Below are 26,082 nucleotides of genomic sequence, written 5' to 3'. Positions count from 1 at the left end.
TTTACTTTTGTCTACCGTGATTAAGCTCAAAAAACATATTTCGCTATTAAGTACCTTAATTCTACTATTACCAACAGTAGTTTTAACGATACACTTATTTGAAAATCATGAGCATACTGTTTGTACATCTACTAGTGAGCATCACTTTCATGCGCAAGAACTAGATTGTTCTTTAGCACATTATCATTTAAACACATTTACCTATCAAACAGCTGAAAACTTTTCAGTTGTACCACAACACTTTTACAAATTAGATTACGAGACTCAACCTCAGTTAATCTCTTTTGTATATGCTGATAAAAAATCTTCAAGAGCACCCCCATATTTTACTGTATCATAACATTGTTATAAAAACTAACAAAACACATCGTTAACAGTAAAATTCATTTTAATGAAGAAATTAATAAACTTCCTATTATTTATAGGAGTATCTGCTATATATGCACAAAACAGTTTATCAGGAAAAATTACAGACACTGATAATCAACCACTTTTAGGAGTAGAAGTATACTCAGAACAATTACATAAAGGAACGGTAACCAACGAAAACGGTACCTACAATATACAAAACATCCCTAACGGAAAAGTTACCTTTAACTTTACATTTTTAGGATTTAAAACTGTTTCAAAAGAGTTTAATTTTAATAATGAAAACATCTCTTTTGATCTACACTTAGAAGAATCAATTTTTAAAATTGATGAAGTAATCATCTCAACTCCTTTTAATAAATTACAATCAGAAAATGTAATGAAAGTTGAGCGCCTTTCGGCTAGAGCTCTTCAAAAAACAGGAGCGACAACATTAGCGGAAGGTATTACAAACATTGCAGGGGTTTCTCAGGTTTCTACTGGAACATCTATCGGTAAACCTGTTATTAGAGGATTAAGTGGAAACAGAGTTTTAGTGTACACACAAGGTATTCGATTAGAAAATCAACAATTTGGTGGAGAACACGGTTTGGGTATAAATGATGCTGGTGTTGCTGGTGTAGAAGTTATTAAAGGACCTGCTTCACTTTTGTATGGTTCTGATGCTTTAGGTGGTGTTTTATACATTCAACCAGAAAAATTTGCTCCTGAAAACACAACTAAACTTAATGTAAACCAACGTTATTTTAGTAATACTTTAGGTACTAATACTTCGGTTGGCTTAACATCTTCTTTAAAAAACTGGCAATTTTTGGCTAGAGGAACTTATGCGCAACACGCAGACTACAAAACACCTGACTATAGAGTAACCAATACACGTTTTAAAGAAAAAGATTTAAAATTAGGTGTAGGGTTTCATGAAAAGAATTTTTCTTCAGAGTTACGTTATAACTTCAACAACTCTAAACTAGGATTAACTGAAGGGATTGGAGAACAAACTAAAGAAACGCACTTCGAAACTCCTTATCAGGATATCGATAACCATATTATAAGCTTACATAACCATATTTTCTTTAAAAACTCAAAATTAGACATCGATTTAGGGTATACTATCAATAACCGTAAAGAGTTTGAAGAACATGAGGAGCATGAAGAAGAAGAAACTGAAGAGGAACACGAAGAGCATGAAGAAGGTGAAGCTGCCTTAGACATGAAACTTAAAACGTTTAGTTATAACACAAAGTATCATCTTCCTAAATTTGGAAAATTTGAAGTTTTATTAGGTGCACAAGGTTTACACCAAACCAATACTAACTTTGGTGAAGAATTATTAATTCCTAATGCTACTGTAAACGATTTTGGTGTATTTACTACAGCCAACTTTGAATTGAATGATAATACTTCTTTTCAAGCAGGTATTCGTTATGATAACAGGGCTATAACTACAGAAAGACATGAAGTAGCACATGAAGATGAAATACATATTTTTGAAGCTATAGATAAATCTTTTAATAGTTTTACCGCTTCTTTTGGCGCTAAAACCAAACTTTTTAATACTGTTACAACTCGTTTAAATATTGCAAGTGGATTTAGAGCTCCAAACCTTGCTGAATTAACTTCTAATGGAGTACATCATGGTACCAATCGTTTTGAAGTTGGTAACAACAACCTAGTTAACGAAAAGAATTTACAGTTTGACCTTTCTTTAGATTATAACACTGAACACTTTGAGTTATTTGCCAATGGTTTTTATAATAAATTAAACGATTACATCTACTTATCTCCAACTGGTGAAATTGAAGATGATGCGCCTGTTTATACATATTTACAAGAAGATGCAAAATTGTATGGAGGTGAATTTGGTTTCCACTTACACCCTCATCCTTTAGACTGGTTACACTTAGAAAGTAGCTTTGAAACTGTTATTGGTAAACAAGATAATGGAAACTACTTACCACTAATCCCAGCAAATATCTTAAAAAATACACTAAGAACTGAATTTTCGAATGAAAAATGGTTACCAAATGGGTATGCTTCTGTAAGCTTGCATTCGTACTTTAAACAAGATAATGTTAGTGAGTTTGAAACAGCAACACCTGCTTATAATCTAGTTAATTTAGGTATTGGAGGTGATATTATCATTAGTAAATACACTTTTACTACATCTTTAACTATAAATAATCTTCTTGATAAGAAGTACATAAATCACTTATCTAGATTAAAGCCTGATAATATTTTTAACCCTGGTAGAAATATTGTTTTAGGAATAAACTTTACCTTATAAATAAATAACTCCCCAGTAACGCTGTTGCTGGGGAGCTTTTTATATAAACAAACTTTAACTTAATAAAGTTACCCGTCTTTTCTTTTTTTAAGCAATTCCGGAAACTTGCGTTTAAACCTATTTAATCGAGGAATTGACACTTTTTGCACGTAAGGATTCTCTGGATGCAAACGCTCATAGTTTTGATGATACTCTTCCGCAGGATAAAACCTCTCCATCTTTTTTACCTCTGTAACTATTTTCCCTTGATACACATCTTCATTTAATCTTTTAATAGTATTTTCTATTATCTGCTTTTCATCTTGTGTTTTATAAAACGCTATTGATCTATACTGCGAACCATAATCTGGGTGTTGTCCATTTTTAGTCGTTGGATCGTGTGAACCAAAAAACACTCTTACTAGCGTTTGAAAACTAACTTTTTTCGGATTATAATATACTGCTACCGACTCTGCATGCCCTGTACGGCCTGTTCCTATTGTTTTATAGGTTGGTTTTTTAGTATGTCCTCCTGCATATCCTGATACTGCTTCCTCTACTCCATTCACACTTTCAAAGATTGCTTCTACACACCAAAAACAACCACTTGCAAAGTAAGCTACTTTTGTTTCTGAGCTTGTTTGTACTGATATCTCTTTTAGTTTTTCTTCTTTTTTTTGTGAAAAACTTAATAACGTTACTGCTAAAACAATAGCCGTAAATACTGTTACTGCCTTGAATATCTTCATATAAGTTAGTATTATTTATATATTAGTTGGTCGTACAAAGAATACAATTTTTACAATTGTTTACAACTTTAATATTTCCTTAAGAATTTTGTTTGCGTGTTGCCACAGTGTTTTCTATTTTTGTTCAAGTAAACAGTAGATTTTAATGGAACATTTTATAGTATCGGCACGTAAATATCGTCCTCAAAATTTTGAGGATGTGGTAGGGCAACAAGCCATTACTAATACGTTAGAAAATGCTATACAAAACAACCACTTAGCACAAGCTTTATTGTTTACAGGACCCCGTGGAGTTGGTAAAACATCATGTGCTCGTATCTTGGCTAAACGTATTAACCAAGAAGATGCAACCACAGATGATGAAGATTTTGCTTTTAATATTTTTGAATTAGATGCTGCTTCTAACAACTCGGTTGATGATATTCGTAACTTAACAGATCAAGTTCGTATTCCGCCTCAAACAGGAAAATACAAAGTGTATATTATTGATGAGGTTCACATGCTTTCACAAGCCGCTTTTAATGCCTTTTTAAAGACGTTAGAAGAACCTCCTGCACATGCTATTTTTATTTTAGCAACTACCGAAAAACATAAAATTATACCAACGATATTATCTCGTTGTCAAATTTTTGATTTTAAACGTATTGGTGTTTTAGATGCTAAAGAGTATTTAAAAACAATTTGTGCTAAAGAAAATATTACTGCTGAAGATGATGCGTTACATGTAATTGCCCAAAAAGCTGATGGAGCAATGCGTGATGCACTTTCTATTTTTGATAGAGTTGTTAGTTTCTCTGGAAACAATTTAACACGTGAGGCTGTTACTCAAAACTTAAATGTGTTAGACTACGATGTGTATTTTAACATTACCGATTTATTACTTCAGAATAAAATTCCAGAAGTATTAATGGCATTTAATGATGTGTTAGGAAAAGGTTTTGAGGGACATCATTTTATAAACGGTTTGGCTTCTCACTTTAGAGATTTGTTAGTTGCAAAAGACCAAGCTACTATAGCTTTACTAGAGGTTGGTGATAATACTAAGAAAAAATATTTAGAACAGGCTTCTAAAGCCAGTATGCAATTTTTACTCCCTGCTATAGACAAAGCTAATGATTGCGACTTAAAATATCGAGGAAGTAAAAACCAACGCTTATTGGTAGAACTTACTTTAATGCAAATTGCCTCTATCACTTTTGATGGAGCAAAAAAAAAATCTAGCAACTACATAATTCCTGCTACTTTTTTTACAGCTTTATCTCCTTCAGTTAAAAAAACCGAAGTGAAACCTGCTGTTGCTAAAACCCCTAAAAAAGCTGAACCTGCCCCAGTGACTACTACAGTTACTAAAGAAGCACCCGCTAAACCAGTTTTAAAAAATATTAAACGACGTACTTCTGCTTTATCTTTAAAGAGTTTACAGCAAAAGAAAGAAGTAAAAAGTACTATTGATGCAGAGGAAAACTACGATAATCATCCAAGAACTCCTTTTACTCAAGATGAACTAAAAGATGCTTGGAAAAAATATTATTTTCAATTACAAGGTTTCGGAGAGCGAAGTATTGCTGCCATTTTAGCTTCTGACGAGCCTAAATTACAGGAAGATTTTACTATTATATTTTCGTTACCCAATGACTTAATGAAGTCTCAACTAGAAAAAGGAAAACCTAAATTATTACGCTTCTTACGTGAAAAGTTAAATAACTACGGTATCCAAATTAATGTTATTGTAAATGAAACTGTAGAAAAAAAGTTTGCCTATACTCCTCAAGAGAAGTATGACAAACTAAAAGAAAAAAATCCGTTAATTGAAAAGCTAAAAAATACTTTTGGGTTAGATGTTTAAATTCTTCCCTACATAAACTAACTTCCAATCTTCTATTTTCTTAACGTTTTTCTCAAATTCTGAAATTAATAGAATTTCATTTTTTTGACTCTTAACAAAAATTGGAATCGATTTTTGATCTCGATTAATTTCTTCAATTTTCTTCTTATAATCATCAATAGAATTGACTACTGTTTCGTGAATTTCAGGGAATTCTCTTACAGCTTCCATCAAGTTAATATAATCATCTTCTATTGTAAATAAATGATCTTCGTCTTCATAATCCTTTGTAATAACTTCTTGTGAAGTTGCTAAACGATAAGCCCCTTGCTCTCCAAAAATTGATGAGAAATTTGATATTACAAACTTGTTTATTGAATCACTTCCTGTCATTGCTATTAAATATCCTACATCATTTAATTCAATATTATCAGTTAATTCATCATCATAAATATTTACTTCAATTGATTCTAACCCTTCCTCTTTTGCTTTTTCTACATTTTCAATATTAGAATCAATTAACACTACTCTTCTTTTGTTTTCTTTTAAGTACTTCGCTATCATTCTTGCTAAGTCTGAAGCTCCAACTATCATAATTGCATTGGAACGCTCTAAAAACACTCCTACTAGCTTAGAAAACAATCTTGCTGTAGTTGCATTTAACAAAACAGTTCCTAACACTACCATAAATACTAAAGGAGTAATATATTCTGCTCCTTCAATTCCTTGTTTAAGCAATTTACTTCCAAATAAGGAAGCAATACCTGCTGCAACAATACCTCTTGGTCCTACCCAACTAATAAACAGTTTTTCATTTGTTTTTAAGTTTGATTTTGATGTACTTAAAAATACAGCTAATGGACGTATTACAAACACTATTAAAGCAAATAAAAGCAGTGTTTTCCACTCATATAATAATGTTAGCTCTTTATAATCAATATTTGCTGATAGTAGAATAAATAAGATTGAGATTAATAAGACACTTAATGATTCTTTAAAATATAAAATCTCTTTTAAGTTCTTCAGTTTACTATTTCCCAGCACCATTCCCATAACCACAACAGCTAATAACCCTGATTCATGAGCAAACAATTCAGACTCCACAAATACCAATAAAACAGTAGATAAAGAAACTACATTTAACAAGTAATGTGGCACCCATTTTTTATTGATTACAAATATTAAAGCATGCGCGAAAGTGAACCCGAAAGTAGTTCCGAAAAGGATAATTTTTAAGAATTCTAACAAAGCAGTTCCTGTAAATCCAGCACCTCCACCTACACTTATAAATTCAAAAACAAGTACAGCTACTAATGCTCCTATGGGATCTATTAAAATTCCTTCCCATTTTAAAACTGCTGAGACATCCTTTTTAAGTGGTATATTTCTAAGAATTGGTGTTATTACTGTAGGTCCTGTAACGATTATTAATCCAGAAAATAAGAATGATAATTCCCAGTTTAATCCAAATACATAATGAGCGATTATAGCTCCTCCAAAAAAGGTGATTGCTGACCCTAAGGTTATCAACTTAGTAATAACTGGACCTATATTTTTTATTTCTCCGCGTCGTAAGGTTAATCCTCCTTCAAAAAGAATAATACTAATAGATAATGACACAAAATAATACAAACCATCACCAGGGAATAGTCCTTTTTCACCATCCCAAATAGGTTCTATCCATTTACTTCCATCATCATTAAAAAATTCTGCTGCAATAGGTCCTACAAGTAATCCTATTAAGATTAAAGGTAAAATTGCTGGAATTTTAAATCTCCAAGCTACCCATTGTGCTAAAATTCCAAGTATAATTATCCCTGCTAGTTCTAACATATTTTATATTTAAAAAGACTAAAAATACAGCTTTTAATTAAACCGTATTTACATTTATTTAATTTTTTACCTCAATAACTCTCTTCAGCTCATTACCATAATCATCTATAGCCGTTATTGTATACATTCCGCTTTTTGGCATAATAGCTTGCTCGTGATATTGCTCTGTTATTCCTATAAATTCTTTGTTTAAATACCAATACACTTTTGCTTCTGCATTAGCGTGTGTAAGCTTTAAAATTATAGGGTTTAACTTATTGTTTTCTCCTCTTGTTAAAGATATTTTTGATGTGTATTTAGCAGGAAAAACAAAATCCATTGTATTACTTTCCAACTGGTTACAATCTGATCTATACTTAGGAAGTGACCTGTAATCTGCATTATTCTGCTGATAATAATAAGCCATTAGAGGAGGTAATACAAACCACGGTTTTGTTACCATGTTTGAAATTGACTCGCAATTTGAGTTTACTCTAAATTTTTCAGATGTATCTACAGTTATTTCTTGATGATACGGACATGATTTAGCCTTCATTGCACTTTTTTGAACTCTTTTGGTTATTGTTGAAGGACAAATTGTTTTGGCTAAAAACCCACTTTTCTCACAAATAGCTGCTTCTATTAAATTTTCATAAGGTTCTAAAAACCAATTAGATTTTGGTAACACATCAAAAACATTAAACATTAATGGAGCTGCACTTCCAACACCTGTAAGGTCTGGACGTCCTTCTCCATCAGAATTCCCTATCCATACTCCTACTACATATTTTGGGGTTACTCCAACTGCCCAAGCATCTTTATTTCCAAAACTAGTTCCTGTTTTCCACGCTATTTTTTGAGAAGAATCATAATATTTCCAAGCTTGATCTGTATAAGGTCTATTTACCTCAATCAAAGTATTTAGTGTTAAGAATGTAGCCCCTGCATCTAGTGTTATGTAGTCTTTTTGAATCTTACCAAAATTTGTGGTTCCGTCAGACAAAAAGCTAGGTTCTATAAACTCATTTTCGTAATAATTATGTTTTAATTCTTCATAGTGATTTACAATTCCTGCGTATCCTGCAAAGGTTTTACATAAATCCCATAAACTAGCTTCCGCACCTCCTAAAATCAATGAAAGTCCATAATAATCAGCTGATTTATTAATATCTTTAATGTGGTATGCTCTTAAATCTTCTCTAAATTTTTCCAATCCATATCGCTGTAACATACGTACTGAAGGAATGTTAAGCGAACGTGTTAATGCTTCATTGGCTGGAACAGCTCCATCAAAAGTTAAATTGAAATTTTTAGGAGAATAACCTGCTATTTCTGTTGGCACATCTGCTACCAATTGATTAGGTAATAAGTCTCCCGATTGTAGCATTTGTGCGTATAAAAAAGGCTTTAGAGTACTTCCTGTACTTCTTGGAGCAATGATATTATTCACATCTTTTTGATGTGCTTTATCTGTTGGAGAATTTCCTACATAAGACAGTACTTTTCTTGTTTTAACATCTAACACCAAGACAGCCATATTATAAACTTCATTTTGTTTTTGACGGAAATAATGTTCCTTTACTAAATTATTTACTTGTCTTTGTAAATGAACATCTATAGAACTTTTTACACGCTCACCTCTATACTGTTGAGTTACTTCTTGTACAAAATGTGGTGCTACCGTAGGTAATGGATATGGCTTTTGCGGCAACTCTTCTTCAATAGCTAAATCATACGTAATTTGATCTATAATTCCTTCTTCATGCAGTTTTTGTAATAGCCTATTTCTTTTATTTTTTAGTTTTTGTTGATTTTTCCCTGGATAAATCAACGACGGAGCATTAGGCAATACAGCTAAAGTTGCTGTTTCTGCCCATGACAATTGATGTGGTTTTAACCCGAAGTAACGCCATGAAGCCATTTCTAACCCCACTACATTTCCTCCGTAGGGAGCATGTGATGCATACAGTTTTAAAATTTCTTTTTTAGAATGACGAAATTCTAATCGAGTTGCTAGGATTAGCTCTTGAAATTTTTCAAAATATGAACGCTTTTTATTTTTTCTTGATAAACGAATTACTTGCTGCGTTAGCGTACTTCCACCTCGTACAACTCTTTTTGCTTTGATATTTTCTACCATCGCTTTTCCTATCGAAATAGGATTGAACCCGAAATGCTTATAGAAATAAGCGTCTTCAAATTGTAAAATACAATGTTCGAATTTTTTAGGCACAGAGTCTAACTCAGGAAATCTCCATTGACCATCGCTAGCAATAACAGCTCCTAACAATTCATTATTTTTTGCTGTTACGACTGTTGATGTTGGATTGTCAAATAATTTTTTAGGCAGACAGAAATAATAGAAAATGACACCTATAAAAGTCAAAATCAATACCATTTTCTTTTTCTTAGTCTGAATCATTTTTCTTCTTTAAACAAAAAGCAAAGAAATATATATTTTCATACATTTCTTTGCTTTTTTATTATAAAAAAATTATAAAAGTTTTAATTTACTTCATATTTAGTTACTCTGTTAATAAATTAAATACTCCTTCTTCTAAAAATTTCGCTTCATTTTGAAGCTCTAATTCTTTTAATTCTACAAAGCTTTTCACAGTATTACCAACCTCAACTTTTTCCTTTATAAAATAATAACCTTCATTTGTATTTTCATCTAATTTTAACGCAAACTTTTTGCCTTCAACTTCTGCTATTGCTGTTTCTGGCAAAGTTTTTACTTGCGAACTACTCGTTTTTATAGTAGCTTCTGCAAACATTCCTAATAAAAAATTTCTTTTTTGTTCCTCCTCAATATGCGCATGTACATCTACAGTTCTATTTTCATTGATGCTTTTTCCTATCAAATGAACTTTCGCTTTATAAACTTCTGATGATAGTTCTGGAACCCTAAAACTAATTTCTTGACCTACTTTTAACTTTAAAGCATCTTTTTCAAAAACTGAAAGTTCTAAATGTAAATGCTTATTATCTATAATTTCTAAAATTTCATCAGCAGGAGATATATACGAACCTGTAACTGTCTTAATTTTAGTAATATTTCCTGAAATAGGTGCATAAATACCCGTAACAGAAGTTATTGAGTTACTATTTAATTTACTTGTCGATATATTAATCATTTGCAACTGCTTTTGTAAGCTTACTAATGTAGTTTGTGCTACTTCAAAATCTCTCTTAGCCTTTAAGTAATTTCTTTCCGAAGTTATTTTTTCATCGAATAATGCTTTTTGTCTTTCGAATTCTGATTTTAAAAAGGCTATTTCTTGTTTTGTTTCCAAATACTGTTGCTGCATTGCCACAAACTCTTGGTTTTCTACCGTTACCAGACGTTGCCCTTTTTTAACTTTATCCCCTACCAATAGAGGTATACTCTTTATAAACCCACCCATTTTGGCTGTTACCACAACTTTATTTGTAGGTGGTACATCTATTTTTCCTACCACTTTAATCGTAGTTGGAAAATCTTGTTCTTCAACAGTAACCAATTTCATATTGTTTTTTTTCCATTGCTCATTCGTTATAAAAACTCTATCATCGGTTATTACTGCTGAGTCATCAATAGTACTTTCAGCTTCTTTTGATTTACATCCTATTACAGTTATAAACAGGATACTATAAATTATATATTTCATCTTTATTTTTTTTAATACGTTAAGTAGTTAATATCTATCACTATATTATTGTACGACTCTATACTCGCTACATAAGCTAATTTTAGTTGAAAAGCATTTTCAATACTTTGGATGTATTGAAAAAAATCTATTTCACCATGTTTAAAACTCATATTGGCTGTTTTCAGAATTTCATCTGCTAAAGGCATTCCTTCTTCTTGATAATAAGCTAAAGACACTGTTTGCTCTTGTAACTTATTTTTAAGATTTACATAGTAAGTTTCTAACTGTTTTTGATAGTTTGAAGTTTCATACTCGGCAATCTCTTTCGCAATTTTTGATTGCTTTATCTTTGAAGACTCTCCACTGAACAACAATGGAATTTTAATTCCTATTTGATATCCATAAAAATCTTTAGCTACATATTGATTACTTCCTCTAAATACTTCTACAGAAAGATCTGGCAACAACTGTTGCTTTTGTTGAGACAACTGCCTTTTTGCCAATTGTTCTCTTTCGTAATAACCTTGAACTTCTGTAATTTCACTTAAATTAACATCTTGAATTTTTATTGGTTGAATAGTAGCTTCTTTTTTAATTACTAAACTATCTTCTACCTGAACTAATGCTTTTATTTTTTGATACGCTATTCGAGAAGCAACTACAGTATTTCGGTAATCATTTTTTACTTGTTTCTGTTTTGCCTTTGCTGTTATTTTTTCTAAATAATTAGTTTCTCCCAGCTCAAAACGTCGTTTCGCAGCATACGAAAACTTATTATAGAGACTATCTAAACTCTTATAAATATTCTCTTGTGTTTTCGTGTATTGATAAGTATAATATGCATTTACAACCGATTTAATCAATTTCTTTTTAGCTGTTTCATATTGATTCCTTTCTATGCTGTAAGCTGATTTTTGTACTCTTTTATTTGCTCCGTAAACTGTTGGAAATGCAAAGGTTTGTTGAATACCGAAAATATCTAAAGGATGATCTGCTACAGTATTATTTTCATCTCGATTATAATAAACTTCTGTTTTATCAAAAGTATAAGCCGAAGTAATAGCTGCTTTGGTTTTTTTTACCTTTAATTGTTGTGCTTGTAAGCCTTTGTTATTCTCAACAGCTAAATCTATTAAGTTCTGTAAATTTTGAGGAGTTTCTTGTGCTTGAACAGTACAGAATCCCATAAGAAGTACAACACCTAAACTCGCTACTTTTTTATTGATTTTTAATTTCTTCGGATTATCAAAAATAGTGTACAACACAGGTAACACTACCAATGTTAAAATTGTAGAAGTTATTAATCCTCCAATTACTACTGTTGCTAAAGGACGTTGTACCTCAGCTCCTGCATTCGTTGATATTGCCATAGGTAAGAATCCTAATGCGGCTGCCGATGCCGTTAGTAGTACAGCTCTCAAACGGTCTGCTGCTCCTTGCTTTACCAATTCTTCAATAGTAGAAAACCTTTTATGTTTTAATTCTTTAAAATGCTCTATTAATACAATTCCGTTGAGTACTGCAATTCCGAAAAGCGCTATAAAACCAACTCCTGCTGATATACTAAAAGGTAAATCACGTATCCATAATAATAATACTCCTCCAATAGCCGCAAACGGTATAGCTGAATAAATAATCAACGCCTCTTTTACCGATTTAAAAGCAAAATACAGCATGATAAATATTAAGATTAACGCTATAGGAACTGCTATCATTAAACGTTTTGAAGCACTCTGTAAGTTCTCGAACTGTCCACCATATGTAATTGTATATCCCGTAGGAAGCTTTACATTTTTATTTATCAATTGTTGAACATCATCTACCACTGATTGTAAATCTCTGTTACGAACATTGATTCCTACCACCAATCTACGTTTAGTATCGTCTCTCGAAATTTTTGCTGCTCCTTTTTGATACGTTATAGTTGCTAGCTCATCTAACGGAACTTTTCCTCCATTAGGTAGATCTATATACAACTCTTTTAAATCGCTAATATCAGTACGGTTGTTCTTATCTAACCTCACTACTAAATCGAAGCGTTTTTCTCCTTCAAAAACATTTCCTGCTGCTTTTCCTGCAAACGCCATAGACATCATTTCATTAACTTCTTTTATGTTAAGACCATATCTAGCAATTTTAGCTCTGTCGTAAGCAACATTCATTTGAGGTAAACCTTCAATTTTTTCAACAATAATATCAGAAGCTCCCTCTACATTTTCTACTATTTTTTTAATTTCACTTCCTTTTTGGGCTAAAATCGATAGGTCTTCTCCAAAAATCTTGATTGCAATGTCGGCTCTAACTCCTGTAATTAACTCATTGAAACGCATTTCGATTGGCTGTGTAAACTCTACTTCCATTCCTGGAATTACCGCAAGTGCTTCTTTAAATTTATCTGCCAGCTCATCTTTACTTTCAGCTGATGTCCATTCTCCTTTAGGTCGTAACGTAATCATTACGTCACTTTCTTCCATACTCATAGGGTCTGTTGGTACTTCTGCTGCTCCAATACGTGATACTACTTGTTTAACCTCTGGAAAGTTATCCTTGAGTATTTTTTCAATTTTAGTAGTTGTCTCAATAGTATTACTTAGCGTTGTTCCTGTTTTTAAAATGGGTTGAATTACAAAATCTCCTTCATCTAACGTAGGAACAAACTCACCTCCCATTTTGGTGTAAATAAAAACAGAAAATAATAACATTGATAATGCAATTCCTAGAACTACCTTTTTTCGATTCAATGCCCAATGAATTACTGGTGCATACCATTCATTCAGTTTTTTTATAAGTCTTACTGAAATATTTTTATCTGTAATATTTGATGGTCTTAAAAATATAGACGCCATTACAGGAACATAGGTTAAACACAGTAAAATAGCTCCTATAAGTGCAAAACTGAATACCAAAGCCATAGGTTTAAACATTTTTCCTTCAACTCCACTTAAGGATAAAATAGGAATGAAAACAATTAAAATTATTAACTGACCGAATACCGCAGAACTCATCATTTTTGAGGCTCCCTCATAACTTACCGAGTCTTTAACCTTCTGCTGTTCTTTCTTGTTTAATGTAACGAAAGTATCTTTTTGCTGAGTGATTTTAAAGGTAATATACTCGACGATAATTACAGCTCCATCTATTATAATTCCGAAGTCTATCGCTCCTAAACTCATTAAGTTTGCATCAATACCAAAAATGTACATTAACGATAAGGCAAACAAGAGACACAAAGGAATTACAGAAGCTACTACCAACCCTGAGCGAATATTTCCTAATAAAAGAACTACTACAAAAATTACAATTAAGCATCCTAGTACTAGGTTTTCGGTAATTGTAAATGTGGTTTTCCCTATAAGTTCACTTCGTTCTAAAAAGGCGTTTATAAATACTCCTTCTGGTAAGGATTTTTCAATAATTGCTACACGTTCTTTTACAGCTTCAATTACATCTTTTGAACTAGCATTTTTTAGCATCATTACTTGGCCTAATACTTTTTCTCCTTCTCCGTTTGCTGTTATAGCTCCAAATCGTGTGGCACTACCATAACCTACTGTTGCAACATCTCTAACATAAATAGGTATTCCCTCTTTATTTATTACAACAATATTTTTTATGTCTTCAAGATTTTTAGCCAATCCTTCTCCACGGATAAAGTAAGATTGATTTACTTTTTCAATATACCCTCCTCCTGCAACATTATTATTATTTTCTAACGATGTAAATACTTCTTTTGTAGAAATATTCATCGCATTTAGTTTTTGGGTATTGATGGCTACTTCATACTGCTTTAAATGACCTCCCCAAGTATTTACCTCAACAACTCCAGGTATACCTGATAATTGTCTCTTTACTACCCAATCTTGAATAGTTCTTAAATCTATTGTGCTATAGCGATCTTTAAACTCTGGTTTTACATCTAATATGTATTGGTATATTTCTCCAAGTCCAGTAGTAATAGGTCCCATTTCTGGGCTTCCAAATCCTTCTGGTATTTTTTCTGAAGCGGCTTTAATTTTTTCGGCTATTAATTGCCTTGGCAAATAAGTCCCCATAGATTCTTCAAAAACGATGGTTACTACCGATAAACCAAATTTTGAGATGGATCTGATTTCTTTTACTCCGGGTAGATTTGCCATTTCTAACTCTACTGGGTAAGTTATAAATTGTTCTATATCTTGTGTTGAAAGGTTTCGTGATGTAGTGATTACTTGTACCTGGTTATTTGTTACATCAGGTACAGCCCCGATAGGGAGTTGTGATAACGAATAAATTCCAAAGCCTACAATAAAACTTGTAAGTAATAGGACTATAAATTTATTCTTTATAGTGAATTCTATAATTTTTGATAACATAATTCATCATTTAAATAATTACATATTTTATACCGATTCATCATGAGTTAAATCGATATTTTTAATTACTAACTGTATGTGAATTATATATACCTAGGCGGTTGAAACACCCCTAATGCGTCTGGTGAATTATAAAAATTTTGATAATGAAAAAGTTGCTTTCTTTCTATAAAAGCCAATGTAGAAGGTAAAGGAACCCCTATATCTTCAAATGTAACTTTATGGAAATCTACTACGTGATAATCAAATTGAAACGGAAGCTTTTCATGCTCTTCTTTTTCCTCTTGATGTTTTTCTGAATGAGCTACTTTTAATTCTCCGTAGTGTTTAGATAAGAAAGTAATAAAACTATCACTATAGGTTTCTTTATGAAACTGTGCATGCTCAATTAACTTATCTAGGTTTAAAATATTAGTACATGTAATATTTAAACTTTGAAAAAGCATTATAATAGATAATATTATAGCTGTTGTTCTCACTCGCTAACAAAGATACTTTTTTGGTACTTTTCTCTATACCTTAAAACTCTTAATATTATGTTAACAATAATTTTCATAGACAACTTATATATCTCAAAAGTATAAAGTTTATGCAAACATTTAGTCGATAAGTCTGTTATATTTGCAACTCAAATTACACTATGAGTTTTACCTTACTTTCTTCACCTTTACAAGGATTTACCGATTTTCGTTTTAGGAATGCCCAACAAAAATATTTTGGTGGTATCGATACCTTTTATGCTCCTTACATTCGATTAAATGGGAAATTTAAAATAAAATCGAGTTATGAACGTGATTTGCTCCCTGAAAATAACACAACTTTAACGGTTATTCCGCAAGTTATAACCAATGATGCTGAAGAATTTTTATTTGTTGCCAAATATGTACAAAGTTTAGGATATAAAGAGTTGAATTGGAATTTAGGGTGTCCCTACCCTATGGTTACAAAATCGGGTATGGGCTCTGGTTTAATTTGTAATCCTACGCGTATAGATGAAATACTACATCGCGCTCATAACGAAACTGACATTCTAGTATCAATGAAAATGAGAATGGGTTATGAAAACACTGAAGAAATACTGCACACTTTTCCTATTTTAGATAAATACCCGTTAAAAAATGTGGCTATTCATGCCAGAATTGGAAAACAATTATACAAAGGAGGTGTTGATTTAGATGCTTTTCAAAAATGTATAGACGTTGCCAAACATCAATTATATTATAATGGCGATATTACTACAGTAGCAGGTTTTAAAGCTATGAAAGAACGTTTTCCTAGTATTACACATTTTATGATTGGACGTGGTTTAATTGCAGATCCGTTTTTACCACAAATGATTAAAGATAACACTACTGAATATCCAAAAGACAGATGGAATATATTTAGAGAGTTTCATGATGAAATATACCAACAATATGATGCTGCATTGTCAGGACCAACACCTATAAAAATGAAAATGTTAGGCTTTTGGGAGTATTTTTCTCAATCATTTTCTGATCCTCGTAAAACTTATAAAAAAATTAAAAAAGCGACAAATCCTAAGAAATATCAGGCAGCTGTTAAGGAGATTTTGAGTGGAGAAAGGTAAAAAAGGTTACCCTCTTTGAAAGATAACCTTGAAACTTTCAATATAAAACTAATACTTATTATATTCTGTTTTACCTTTTTTATACAATTAACCACATGTTTTATAGCTCGATTTTGCTATAAAAACTGTTGATGTTAGGCTATCAAATAAGTTTTTAGGCAGACAGAAAAAACAAACAACCACCGCAAATACTGTGATGATTGTTTTGATTTTATTATTCTTTATTAATTTCATTTATTTTTATGAAACACAATCAGCATGTACATCACTACACGCTTGATATTCTGGTGGTAATGCCCAATACTCTTCACATTGTGTTTCGTCAAAAACTAAACCACATTGTCCACCCAAGATAGATTTTTGTTCTTTTTTTGTTAAAATTTTACCTGTTTTTAAAAACTCTTTTTTCATCGTATTTTTAAGATTTAAAAGTATATTAAATCCTTGAACATTTAAAGACACTCAAGGTTTGTGTCTATTCTTCGCGAAAGAATATTGTTATTAATTGATAAATTATTTTACCATTTTACTTCATTTCTTTAGCATAAACATGCTCTTAATTTTAGTAATACTCTATAATTCTATTTACTTCTGCATAGTTTTTTTCTTTAACTAAGCTTACAATTCTAACTAATTAGTTTACGCTAATGTGATACGAACTTTTTTATTTTTTAAGCGTGTATTATTTAACTCTTCCAATAATCTTTTTGACTCAGTAATAGGAACCGAAATAAAAGCACAGTCCTGTTTTAACTCAATAACTCCTAATTGTTCTTTGGTTAAATTCCCTTTTTTAAAGAATAAACCTGCTATATCTCCTTTAGATATTTTGTCTTTTCTTCCTCCTGAAATAAATAAAGTCTCCCAATTACCAGGCTTTAATTTTTGTTTCTGAGAAATATCGGCATTGGGTATATTTTTAAGAAATTCTGGAAGGCTTTCTTTTTGCCACTTTAAAACATAAGCTGTTCCTTTCGCATTTACCCTTGCTGTTCGTCCGTTTCTATGGGTAAACTCTTCTATTCTTTGTGGTAATTCATAATGAATAATGTATTTCATTTCTGGAATATCAATTCCTCTTGCAGCTAAATCAGTAGCTAATAATACTTGACTTGTTCCGTTTCTAAACTTTATTAAAGAACGTTCGCGATCTCTTTGCTCCATTCCACCAGAAAAACAGCTGTGTGCTATTTTGTTCTTCGTTAAAAACTCGCTTACGTTAGCAATACTATCTTTTAAATTACAAAAAATAATTCCTTGTTGATTTCCTATGTGATGTAATAGTTCAACTAAGGTTTGATTTTTATTTTTTGATGGCGAAACAACTGTTTTTAAAGTTAATTTCTTTGGTTTTTTATCTGTTAAATAGTTTAATACGGTAGGATTGTTTAAACGTACAAAATCTGGAACTTCAGCTTCTTGAGTTGCTGAAGTTAAGATACGTTTATTTATATTTGGTAATTGATTAATAATTCCACGCATTTCGTACTCAAAACCAACTTCTAACGATTTATCAAATTCATCTAAAATTAAGGTTTTAATACTTTCTTTAGAAAAACGATCGTTAGCAAAATGATCAGAGATTCTACCAGGTGTGCCTATTAATATACTTGGTGTATGTTTTAATTCTATTTTATCTTTTGCCATTGAACGTCCACCGTATACAGCATTTACTTTTAAACCAGTTCCCATTTCACGTATCACTTGTTCTATTTGAATAGCTAATTCTCTTGAGGGTACTAAAATTAAAACCTGAATTTCTTTATTATTAGGATCTATTAATTTTAATGTTGGTAATAAAAATCCTAATGTTTTACCTGTTCCTGTAGGTGATAATATTACTGTATTGGTTGTTTTATCAATAGTTGAAATGGCTTTTTGTTGCATTTCATTTAATTCATAAATATTTAGCTTTGCTAAAATATCTTCTTGTGTTTTAACTGTATTTACCATAATCTTTTTATATCTATGAATTTTATATTAATGGGCAAAGATAGGTAGTCTTACACAAGGAAAGATTAAGTATTTTAGAAATAAAAAAGCTTACTGAAATCAGTAAGCTTTTTTATTTCATTTAATTATTTATAAACTACTTCACCACTTTAATCCACTCACCTTTCGTACGTGCTATGTAATCGTTATCATACATCGCTTCTACTTGTACTCCTGGCAAATAATATTCACCTAAATACGACGCATTTAACAACACTCTAAATGTTTTGGTTTCATATTTTTTCAAGGTAAAATAGTTACTGATACTTGCATCTCGTATATCCGTATAATCTACTTTTGAAGACGTTGTATTATTTCCAAAATCAGTAAAACGAGTATTTACAATTTCCCATCCTGAAGGGATATATTGCGTTAATGCTATATTGTCAACTGTTTCACTTGTTGGGTTCTTCACCGTAACTTCTGCCACAAAATTGGTTCCTTGTGACAAGTTATCTGGAGTAATACGAGCACCATCTTTTGTTTTATATGTAATAGTAGTTTCTAAATTCTTTTGGAATACTTTTTCCTCACCTACAGGTAAAATTCCTTTGTTTAGCACACGTACATATAAAACTCTTTTATTTTTGTTTGTTATTTTTAATGTATTCTCTTTTTGAATAGCTATTAAATCTTTTGCTAACAACGATTTTGAAGTACTTGCTTCTCCTGATGCCTTATTTAAAATATAGTTGACATTAATTCCATCACTACCTCCATTTTTCAGAGCATACTGGCTAATTGCTAATAAACTATACGCTGTTGTTTGCGTACTCATCCAATTGTTACTAGATAAATCTTCAGCTATTTCTTTTGCTAATTTTATTGACTTCGTCTCATCATCCAGTAGCATATAGGTTTCTAAAGACATTGCTTTGTTTCTAGTTTCAGAACCATAGTTTGAATAATATCGTTTTGTATAGGTATGACCAGTTATTCCTTTTAAAATGGATTTTGCTATAGCCTTTTTACCTATTAAAGCATACGTACTTGCTAATCTCATTTTTGCTTCATCTGAAACTCCCATTGATTCGCGTAAACGGTTCATCGAAGCTAAATCAGGACTATTTGCTAAACTCAATGTGTACAATCTATATGCTTGTGATAAAGAGTTGTTGTAATAACGTGAGTTATTTCTCCAATTACGTGCTTGTTGCTTTTGGTATCCTATCCATTTTGATTTGAAACCAATAGGTAACACATATCCTTTCTTCTCTGCCTCTATCAAAAAATGACCTGCATAAGATGTTCCCCAACTATCTGCAGTACTATTTCCTTGCCAGTATGACAATCCTCCATTAGATAGTTGAAAGTTCGATAATCGCTGAATAGCTGCTTTTATATTTCTTTCAGTTGAAGCTATCTTTTCTTTTGGTAGTTCAAATATTTCAGGTAGATATAACTGTGGAAAAGCCCCAGAAGTTGTTTGCTCTACACACCCATGCGGATAACGAATTAAATACCCCAAACGCTTTGTAAAGTTCATTGGTGGTAATGTTGATAATTCTAACGTAGCTGCATTAGTTCCTTTGGTACCAAAGCTTGTAAAGTTAATCTCCCCTACTTCATTAGATTTCAACACTACATCTTTTACTTCTGTGGTTACTGGATTTGGATTTAACACATCTATTTCCACTTCGTAAGACGCTTTTTCTCTTCCTGAACTTGCGTCTATTTTCACTTTACCAATTCCTTTAAAATCATTTACTTTTAAGGTGAAATACGCCATTTTCTCGTCTGGTTGATCAAACGAAACTGTTTGGGTTTTATCTCCTACAATAGTATATGCTTCGTTTGGTTGTACTGTTACTTTTACATTTTTGATGTTTGGTTTCATAGCAAAAACAGTAACAGGTAAGGTAACGGTTTCTTGTGGTGTAATTTTTCGAGGCAGTGATGCTAAAATCATTACTGGCTTGCGTACAAAAGCTGTTTTTTCATCACTACCATACGCATCTTTTTTAGTATCTGTAGCCACTACCATTGCTCGAACTGAACCAACATATTTTGGAATTTTAATCTTGTGTTCCTTTATATCTCCCATTTCTAAATCGAAAGGCCCTAAAAAGGTTACCATTGGTTTGAATCGGTTGGCTTTTCTGTTTTTACTTCCCGCTTCTGCTTCATCCCCTCCAATACTTAATATTTGACTTACTTTTCCTCCATAAGCACCAATAACATCGTCAAAAATATCCCATGTTTTTACTCCTAAAGACTGACGTGCATAAAACACTCCCCAAGGGTTTGGGGTTTTAAAACGTGTTAAATCTAACAAACCTTCATCTACCAATGCAATGGTATAGGTCATAGCCCTACCTTTTTCCTCTTTTACTCGAATAGTTGCAGTAGACTCAGGTCTTAACTCGTCTGCTAACTGAATTTTTGGCTCTAATTTCGTTGCAGGATTATGTACCAACATTAGTATTGATCCATACATACGAATTGGTAAATCGTTTACTGTTTGACTATGTTTTTGTAGCAACGATATATTTACAAACACATTAGGTGTATAACTTGCTTTTACAGGAAAACTAAACGTTGTTTGTTGTGCTTGTGTTGGTATCCAAAAGTGATCTAATACTTCTGTTCCATTCTCAATGGTAATAAATGCTTTTCCTCCTTCTGAAGATGGAAACTTCACTGTTGCTTTTTCATCTACTTCATACGATTCTTTATCGGTTGTAAATATCAACATCGTAGCATTACTCTTATCTTGATTTCCTTTTTTCTTAGCGTACCAAGAAGGCCAATCAAAATACACCACATTTGAGGTAACATGCTTACTTTTTGAGTCTTTTACTTTTATTAAATAACGTCCCCAATCATTTTCATCAACCTTTAATTTAAAAATTCCTTTACCACTTTCGTTTGTTGTTACTTTCAGTTTTTTATAAGGCTCATGATAACGTGTACCGTCGTAACTAGACAATCCATTATCTGAGGTACTCCACCACCAACGCCATGATAGTTTATATACATTTACTTCTAAAGTATTTACTATTCCTACTCCTTCTTCATTTACTGAAGCTACGTTAAATGTATACTCTTCATCTGTAAATAAATAGTTTTTAGATTGTGGTTCTTCAGCATCTTGTAACCCTGCATATGAAGTATACGGTGACACTTTGTTAGAAAATACGTCTGTACTGAAGTCTCCTCCATTTTCGTACACTTTTGTAATAAAACTCGCTCTTAACATTCCTGGAGCTTTACTATCTAATTTAGGCTTTACCGAAAATTTAGTAGTTCCTTCATTACTTAAATTTCCTTTTAGTACTTTAAACTCTTCTGTTCCAAATCGACGAGTTACATCATCAAAATTATAGTTTTTGAATCTTGAAAACTCCGTATTCGTTTGTGTGAATTTTCCATTGATATCTAACTTCAACCCTCTCGCTATTGCTCCATGTAACCATTTTACTTCTACATCTCCTGTAATAGTTGAGTTTGCTTTGATGAACTCTGCATCTGTGGCTAGTTTAATCTTTAATCGATTTGGTTTTATAGTTTCAACTTTTAATATTTTGTTGAAAACAGCTCCTCCAACACTTACGCGTACTTTCCAATTTCCTGTAATAGCTTCTGGGTTTGTTACCGGAGCGTATGCGTATACATTGTTTGATTTTTTTGGAAGTACTTTTCTATCGATTATTTTTCCTCGTGGGTTAATTAATTCAAACTTTATAGGGTGTTCCTCTGGAATTGGATTCGCATTATCATTTAAAACAAAAGTTAAAAACATTTGATCTCCTGGTCGCCAAACTCCTCGTTCTCCATAAATATATCCTTTAATTCCCTCTTGTAATTTCACTCCAGAAACATCAAACTTACTCATTGACAGTGCTTCACCATCTTTCAGCTTCACATAAGTTGTGTTGTTGTTTTTAGTAACTACTGCAAAAAACGCATTAGTAACATCAGAAAAAGAAACAACTCCTTCTTCATTGGTAGCTGCTGATGTAACTGGTTGTTTTTGTAAGTTGTATAAAGTTACTTTAGCGCCTTGAATAACGTCGGTGGTAAGTATATCCGTAACTGCTACTACTATTTTATTATTGTTTCCTTTTTTAACTATAACACCAATATTTGTAGCTAAAATGTTTGTGCTAATATTTTTATTGTAGTAGTATGAAGTTGTACAAGGGTTTTCTCTATCTCTCCAGCTATAATCATAATAGTAGTCATCATAATAATTAGGATTATCATAACTTTTGGTATCTATTTCTTTTTTCCCAAAAACTATAGTTTTGGTTGAAACACCTTCAGCACATTTATAATTTGAGTAATCTTTGTTAAAAGAAAACTCAACTCTATACATTGCTCCATTTTCTACTTTTACTATATCAGCCAAATCAATAGCAAAAGCATTTTCTTTACTTAAATCTAATCCTTGATTACCTAGGTTTACTGTATATTTTGCTATTGGACGTCCTACGTAACGCAAGTTTCCTTGATTATTTAAATCATTATATTGTAAAAACTGTAATACATTCTCTTTATAAATCTTATAAACGGTTGCATCTACGGCTTTTAAATTTACAGCACTAAAATTTATTTTTAAATTGTTGGAATTTGGAAGTATTGATCCGCTTTTTATAAACTTTACAGCAGGCTTTAATTCTTCAAAATAAACTGTTTTAATTGTATTTTCTTTTAAAGCATAACCATCTGCACTCTTAATTCCTTTGAATATTTCTATATCAACTTTTTGTGTAAATGATGATTTAGGGTATACTGTTACTTTATTACTTTTTATCTTATAAGTGAAAGCTCTTTTTTGAGTATTTAAAAACTGAATAAGTCCTTTTAAATTCTGTGATTTTTTTAATGGGTCTGAAAAGTTTATTTCAATATGTTGCTTATCTGTATCAACAACTTCTACACTTAATACCTTAAAGTTATTTTTCCCCGTTATAGTTACTTCTCTACTTCCTTTAGATTCTGATTGTACTGGAGTTCCTGTCCACTCTACCTTTAATTGTTTATCATCTTCAAAGCGTTGTATACTATCTATTTTAAAATAAACTTTAGAACTTACTTTTCCTACGGTACTAAACTTTATAGGTTTTGTCTTTCCATTATAGGTCGCTTTTACTAAAGATGGTATTTTGTCAGTTTCAATAATATCACTAGCGGTCAACTCTCCCTCAACTGCATATAAGTTTTTATTATATACACTTGGAGATTGTAAGGAAACGTTAAATAATAATTCTTTAGTTTTTACATTTACGGTAAAACTTTCTAAATTCTCATCAATATCTTCGTATAATTTTGATAAGTGAAGTGTTATTGAGTATTCTTGATTACTTTTTAATTTTTCAGCAGGCACAAAAACTAACTCATTATCGTTTAAAACTACTTCTCCTTTTATAGCTGGTTTAGTAGTAATAACTTCAGTTGCTTCAAAGTTTCTTGTTATTTTCTTTTTTAATACAAACTTTAAGTTTGGGGTTACCGATATTAGTTTATCTGGGAAAACACTAATATACTCTCCAAACTCATTAACATTACTTTCTGTAGTAACTGCTTTTTTACACGAATTAGCTGTAATCATTAAAAAGATTAGTGCAAAAACGCCAATAATTTTTCTCATTTTTTTTAGTAACTGTAATTTCATTTCCTTAGAAGTTTTATCTTTCTCTATTTTATCTAAAACTACTGAAAAATATTTTTAAAATATTATTCTATTTAGAATTTGTAGCAATTCATTTAGTATTCGCAATTCGAATCAATATTTTTTTAGCAATTTTCTTAAGAGATTTTTTTAGCAGCAAATTTACCATTTTTAGGGTATTTATTATGCAATTAGCACTTATATTTTTTACTTTTACAGCCTCAATTACACATTATGCTTGGATTACAATTTGACACAGAAACTTCATGGGTTGAAGTTGCTAAGAATGGATTAGAACAGTTATTAACCGATCATGCTTTTGCTGAACAAAAAGCTGCTTCGAATGCTGTGTCAATTATTATCAATTACTCTGAAGAAACAGCACTTGTTAAGGATATGAGTGATATTGCCATTGAAGAAATGGAACATTTTAGAATGGTACATAACATAATGATAGAGCGAGGTATGGTTTTAGGACAAGCTACTAAAAATGATTATGCTTTGAAATTGCAAAAATTCTTCCCACATACCAGAAATAGAAACGAAGCTTTAATTCATCGACTTTTGGTTGCTGCTTTAATAGAAGCACGTAGCTGTGAGCGTTTTAAAGTTTTTGCTGATAATATGGAAGATGAACAATTATCTAAATTCTATTTAGATTTAATGGTTTCTGAAGCAAATCACTACACCTTATTTTTAGGGTATGCTCGTAAGTATATGGATCGTGAAATAGTTGATAAAAAATGGGAAGATTTGTTAGCTTTCGAAGCCGAAATGATGAGAGAAAGAGGTAAAACTGCAAAAGTTCACGGATAGTGTTTAGTAAAGAAGAATCTGCTCGGTTACGCAAAGAGTTTTGGACTAGTTTTGGGAAATCTTTTCCTAGGAAATGGTTACTATACAATACTAAAATAAAAGGGTTTGCTTTTAAATTTCAAGCAGATAGAAAAAAAGCTTCTGTTTGTTTAGATTTTGAACATCCTGAAGAAATAGCCAATGAATTACTTTATGATCAGCTACTTTCTTTAAAAAACATACTGGAAAGTGAGTATTTGCCTGAGGTTATTTTTGATGACAACTTTGAGCTAGATAATCACAAAATTATTCGTAGAATTTACGTCCCTTTTGATAAAAAATTTAGTATTCATAATAAAGATACATGGCGAGATTGTTATGAATTTTATGTTGAAACTATGACACAGTTTGAACTGTTTTTTTATGAGTATGAAGACTTTATAAAACAGGCTATCTAGTCACAGGAAAAAGCCCCTTTTTACCTCAAACACATACAATTAACTTGTTTTGTATTAAGTTTTCGTTATATCTTTACAACGTTTTTTGATTAACCCCTTAACCCCTATAATCATGAATAACTACCCCCTCAAGTTATTGGTGTTATTTTGTGCACTAATAATAACATCTTGCTCTTCTAACGAAGCCGAGATAATTGACAGTACCCCAGAAATGTCAACTAACATCAGTGAAAAACCGATTGAGGCAGACATTTTAGACCTAATTAACTCTTATAGGGTTAATAATGGCTTTTCTTCACTAAACAAGTTACAAACTATTAAGTCGCAAACAAGCAATCATACTAATTATATGATTGAAAAAGACGAAGTTTCACACGACTTTTTTTACCAACGTAAAGAGTATTTGACTGAAAACGCAAATGCTGTTAAGGTGGGTGAAAATGTAGCTTATGGCTATACTACTGCTGAAGCTGTAGTTAATGCTTGGGTTAAAAGCGAAGGCCATAAAAAAAATATTGAAGGTGATTATACTCACTTTGAAGTTACTGCTGAAAAAAGTGCTAACGGTAAGTGGTACTACACAAATATTTTTGTAAAAAAATAGTGACGTAAATTAAAACCCCAATCCAACAT

At 31.6% G+C, this 26,082-nt stretch carries 16 protein-coding genes; 7 read left to right on the top strand and 9 right to left on the bottom strand.

The features are described 5' to 3' along the window. Positions 1-16 precede the first annotated feature (16 nt). Together ACKTTR_RS06995 and ACKTTR_RS06990 are read left to right on the top strand one after the other, a co-directional pair. Positions 17-340, top strand: coding sequence for a hypothetical protein (locus tag ACKTTR_RS06995; protein WP_408027162.1), 324 nt, complete (start codon positions 17-19; stop codon positions 338-340). Between the two features lie 51 nt (positions 341-391). Continuing rightward, positions 392-2,653 carry a TonB-dependent receptor gene (locus ACKTTR_RS06990; protein WP_408027161.1) on the top strand — a complete coding sequence of 754 codons (2,262 nt, stop codon included), beginning with the start codon at positions 392-394 and terminating at the stop codon, positions 2,651-2,653. A gap of 68 nt (positions 2,654-2,721) precedes the next feature. On the opposite strand, the gene msrA is transcribed toward ACKTTR_RS06990, so the two are convergent. Next, positions 2,722-3,381: a peptide-methionine (S)-S-oxide reductase MsrA gene (msrA, locus tag ACKTTR_RS06985; RefSeq protein ID WP_408027160.1), complete on the bottom strand. Its 660-nt coding sequence runs from the start codon at positions 3,379-3,381 to the stop codon at positions 2,722-2,724. Between the two features lie 145 nt (positions 3,382-3,526). Here msrA and dnaX point away from each other — a divergent pair, with 145 nt between their 5' ends. Beyond that, positions 3,527-5,227: a DNA polymerase III subunit gamma/tau gene (gene dnaX / locus ACKTTR_RS06980; RefSeq protein ID WP_408027159.1), complete on the top strand. Its 1,701-nt coding sequence runs from the start codon at positions 3,527-3,529 to the stop codon at positions 5,225-5,227. Here dnaX and ACKTTR_RS06975 read toward each other — a convergent pair. The 5 genes from ACKTTR_RS06975 to ACKTTR_RS06955 form a co-directional block, all read right to left on the bottom strand. Next, positions 5,216-7,039 (bottom strand): cation:proton antiporter, encoded by a 1,824-nt coding sequence (locus tag ACKTTR_RS06975; RefSeq protein ID WP_408027158.1) that lies wholly within the window; start codon positions 7,037-7,039, stop codon positions 5,216-5,218. The two genes, dnaX and ACKTTR_RS06975, sit on opposite strands and share 12 nt — an antisense overlap. A gap of 58 nt (positions 7,040-7,097) precedes the next feature. Further along, complete coding sequence (pbpC, locus tag ACKTTR_RS06970; RefSeq protein ID WP_408027157.1) at positions 7,098-9,440, bottom strand: penicillin-binding protein 1C; 2,343 nt, start codon at positions 9,438-9,440, stop codon at positions 7,098-7,100. 103 nt (positions 9,441-9,543) lie between these two features. Further along, entirely contained in the window at positions 9,544-10,668 is a 1,125-nt protein-coding gene (locus ACKTTR_RS06965) for an efflux RND transporter periplasmic adaptor subunit (protein WP_408027156.1), read from the bottom strand. 11 nt (positions 10,669-10,679) lie between these two features. Continuing rightward, the gene (locus ACKTTR_RS06960; protein ID WP_408027155.1) at positions 10,680-15,002 is read right to left on the bottom strand and encodes a CusA/CzcA family heavy metal efflux RND transporter; all 4,323 of its coding nucleotides are present in this window, start codon (positions 15,000-15,002) and stop codon (positions 10,680-10,682) included. Between the two features lie 83 nt (positions 15,003-15,085). Next, the gene (locus ACKTTR_RS06955; protein ID WP_408027154.1) at positions 15,086-15,448 is read right to left on the bottom strand and encodes a hypothetical protein; all 363 of its coding nucleotides are present in this window, start codon (positions 15,446-15,448) and stop codon (positions 15,086-15,088) included. Positions 15,449-15,642: 194 nt separating this feature from the next. Here ACKTTR_RS06955 and ACKTTR_RS06950 point away from each other — a divergent pair, with 194 nt between their 5' ends. Continuing rightward, positions 15,643-16,590 (top strand): tRNA dihydrouridine synthase, encoded by a 948-nt coding sequence (locus ACKTTR_RS06950; protein WP_408027153.1) that lies wholly within the window; start codon positions 15,643-15,645, stop codon positions 16,588-16,590. 240 nt (positions 16,591-16,830) lie between these two features. Here ACKTTR_RS06950 and ACKTTR_RS06945 read toward each other — a convergent pair whose 3' ends face one another. The 3 genes from ACKTTR_RS06945 to ACKTTR_RS06935 form a co-directional block, all read right to left on the bottom strand. After that, positions 16,831-17,001, bottom strand: a complete 171-nt coding sequence (locus ACKTTR_RS06945; protein ID WP_408027152.1) for a hypothetical protein — start codon at positions 16,999-17,001, stop codon at positions 16,831-16,833. 228 nt (positions 17,002-17,229) lie between these two features. After that, positions 17,230-18,543: a DEAD/DEAH box helicase gene (locus tag ACKTTR_RS06940; RefSeq protein WP_408027151.1), complete on the bottom strand. Its 1,314-nt coding sequence runs from the start codon at positions 18,541-18,543 to the stop codon at positions 17,230-17,232. A 136-nt stretch (positions 18,544-18,679) separates the two neighbouring features. Continuing rightward, positions 18,680-24,175, bottom strand: coding sequence for an alpha-2-macroglobulin family protein (locus ACKTTR_RS06935; protein ID WP_408027150.1), 5,496 nt, complete (start codon positions 24,173-24,175; stop codon positions 18,680-18,682). 255 nt (positions 24,176-24,430) lie between these two features. Between ACKTTR_RS06935 and miaE the strand changes: the two genes are divergently transcribed. From miaE to ACKTTR_RS06920, 3 genes are all read left to right on the top strand, one after another. Continuing rightward, positions 24,431-25,012, top strand: coding sequence for a tRNA-(ms[2]io[6]A)-hydroxylase (gene miaE / locus ACKTTR_RS06930; protein ID WP_408027149.1), 582 nt, complete (start codon positions 24,431-24,433; stop codon positions 25,010-25,012). Beyond that, positions 25,012-25,449: a DUF4268 domain-containing protein gene (locus tag ACKTTR_RS06925; protein WP_408027148.1), complete on the top strand. Its 438-nt coding sequence runs from the start codon at positions 25,012-25,014 to the stop codon at positions 25,447-25,449. Before miaE ends, ACKTTR_RS06925 begins: the two co-directional genes overlap by 1 nt. A gap of 112 nt (positions 25,450-25,561) precedes the next feature. Continuing rightward, the gene (locus ACKTTR_RS06920) at positions 25,562-26,053 is read left to right on the top strand and encodes a CAP domain-containing protein (protein WP_408027147.1); all 492 of its coding nucleotides are present in this window, start codon (positions 25,562-25,564) and stop codon (positions 26,051-26,053) included. Positions 26,054-26,082: the final 29 nt, after the last annotated feature.

The organism is Tenacibaculum litoreum (assembly GCF_964513915.1).
Taxonomy (GTDB): Bacteria; Bacteroidota; Bacteroidia; order Flavobacteriales; family Flavobacteriaceae; genus Polaribacter; species Polaribacter litoreum.
The sequence above is the reverse complement of the archived record's forward strand: the minus strand, read 5'-3'. Positions and strand labels throughout refer to the sequence as shown.

What these genes read in the sequence shown, in the direction of transcription:
- ACKTTR_RS06955 (WP_408027154.1), bottom strand. Translation starts at nt 15,448, where the DNA reads ATGCTTTTTCAAAGTTTAAATATTACATGTACTAATATTTTAAACCTA.
- ACKTTR_RS06935 (WP_408027150.1), bottom strand. Translation starts at nt 24,175, where the DNA reads ATGAGAAAAATTATTGGCGTTTTTGCACTAATCTTTTTAATGATTACA.
- ACKTTR_RS06940 (WP_408027151.1), bottom strand. Translation starts at nt 18,543, where the DNA reads ATGGTAAATACAGTTAAAACACAAGAAGATATTTTAGCAAAGCTAAAT.
- msrA (WP_408027160.1), bottom strand. Translation starts at nt 3,381, where the DNA reads ATGAAGATATTCAAGGCAGTAACAGTATTTACGGCTATTGTTTTAGCA.
- ACKTTR_RS06950 (WP_408027153.1), top strand. Translation starts at nt 15,643, where the DNA reads ATGAGTTTTACCTTACTTTCTTCACCTTTACAAGGATTTACCGATTTT.
- pbpC (WP_408027157.1), bottom strand. Translation starts at nt 9,440, where the DNA reads ATGATTCAGACTAAGAAAAAGAAAATGGTATTGATTTTGACTTTTATA.
- ACKTTR_RS06975 (WP_408027158.1), bottom strand. Translation starts at nt 7,039, where the DNA reads ATGTTAGAACTAGCAGGGATAATTATACTTGGAATTTTAGCACAATGG.
- ACKTTR_RS06990 (WP_408027161.1), top strand. Translation starts at nt 392, where the DNA reads ATGAAGAAATTAATAAACTTCCTATTATTTATAGGAGTATCTGCTATA.
- ACKTTR_RS06965 (WP_408027156.1), bottom strand. Translation starts at nt 10,668, where the DNA reads ATGAAATATATAATTTATAGTATCCTGTTTATAACTGTAATAGGATGT.
- miaE (WP_408027149.1), top strand. Translation starts at nt 24,431, where the DNA reads ATGCTTGGATTACAATTTGACACAGAAACTTCATGGGTTGAAGTTGCT.
- dnaX (WP_408027159.1), top strand. Translation starts at nt 3,527, where the DNA reads ATGGAACATTTTATAGTATCGGCACGTAAATATCGTCCTCAAAATTTT.
- ACKTTR_RS06945 (WP_408027152.1), bottom strand. Translation starts at nt 17,001, where the DNA reads ATGAAAAAAGAGTTTTTAAAAACAGGTAAAATTTTAACAAAAAAAGAA.
- ACKTTR_RS06920 (WP_408027147.1), top strand. Translation starts at nt 25,562, where the DNA reads ATGAATAACTACCCCCTCAAGTTATTGGTGTTATTTTGTGCACTAATA.
- ACKTTR_RS06960 (WP_408027155.1), bottom strand. Translation starts at nt 15,002, where the DNA reads ATGTTATCAAAAATTATAGAATTCACTATAAAGAATAAATTTATAGTC.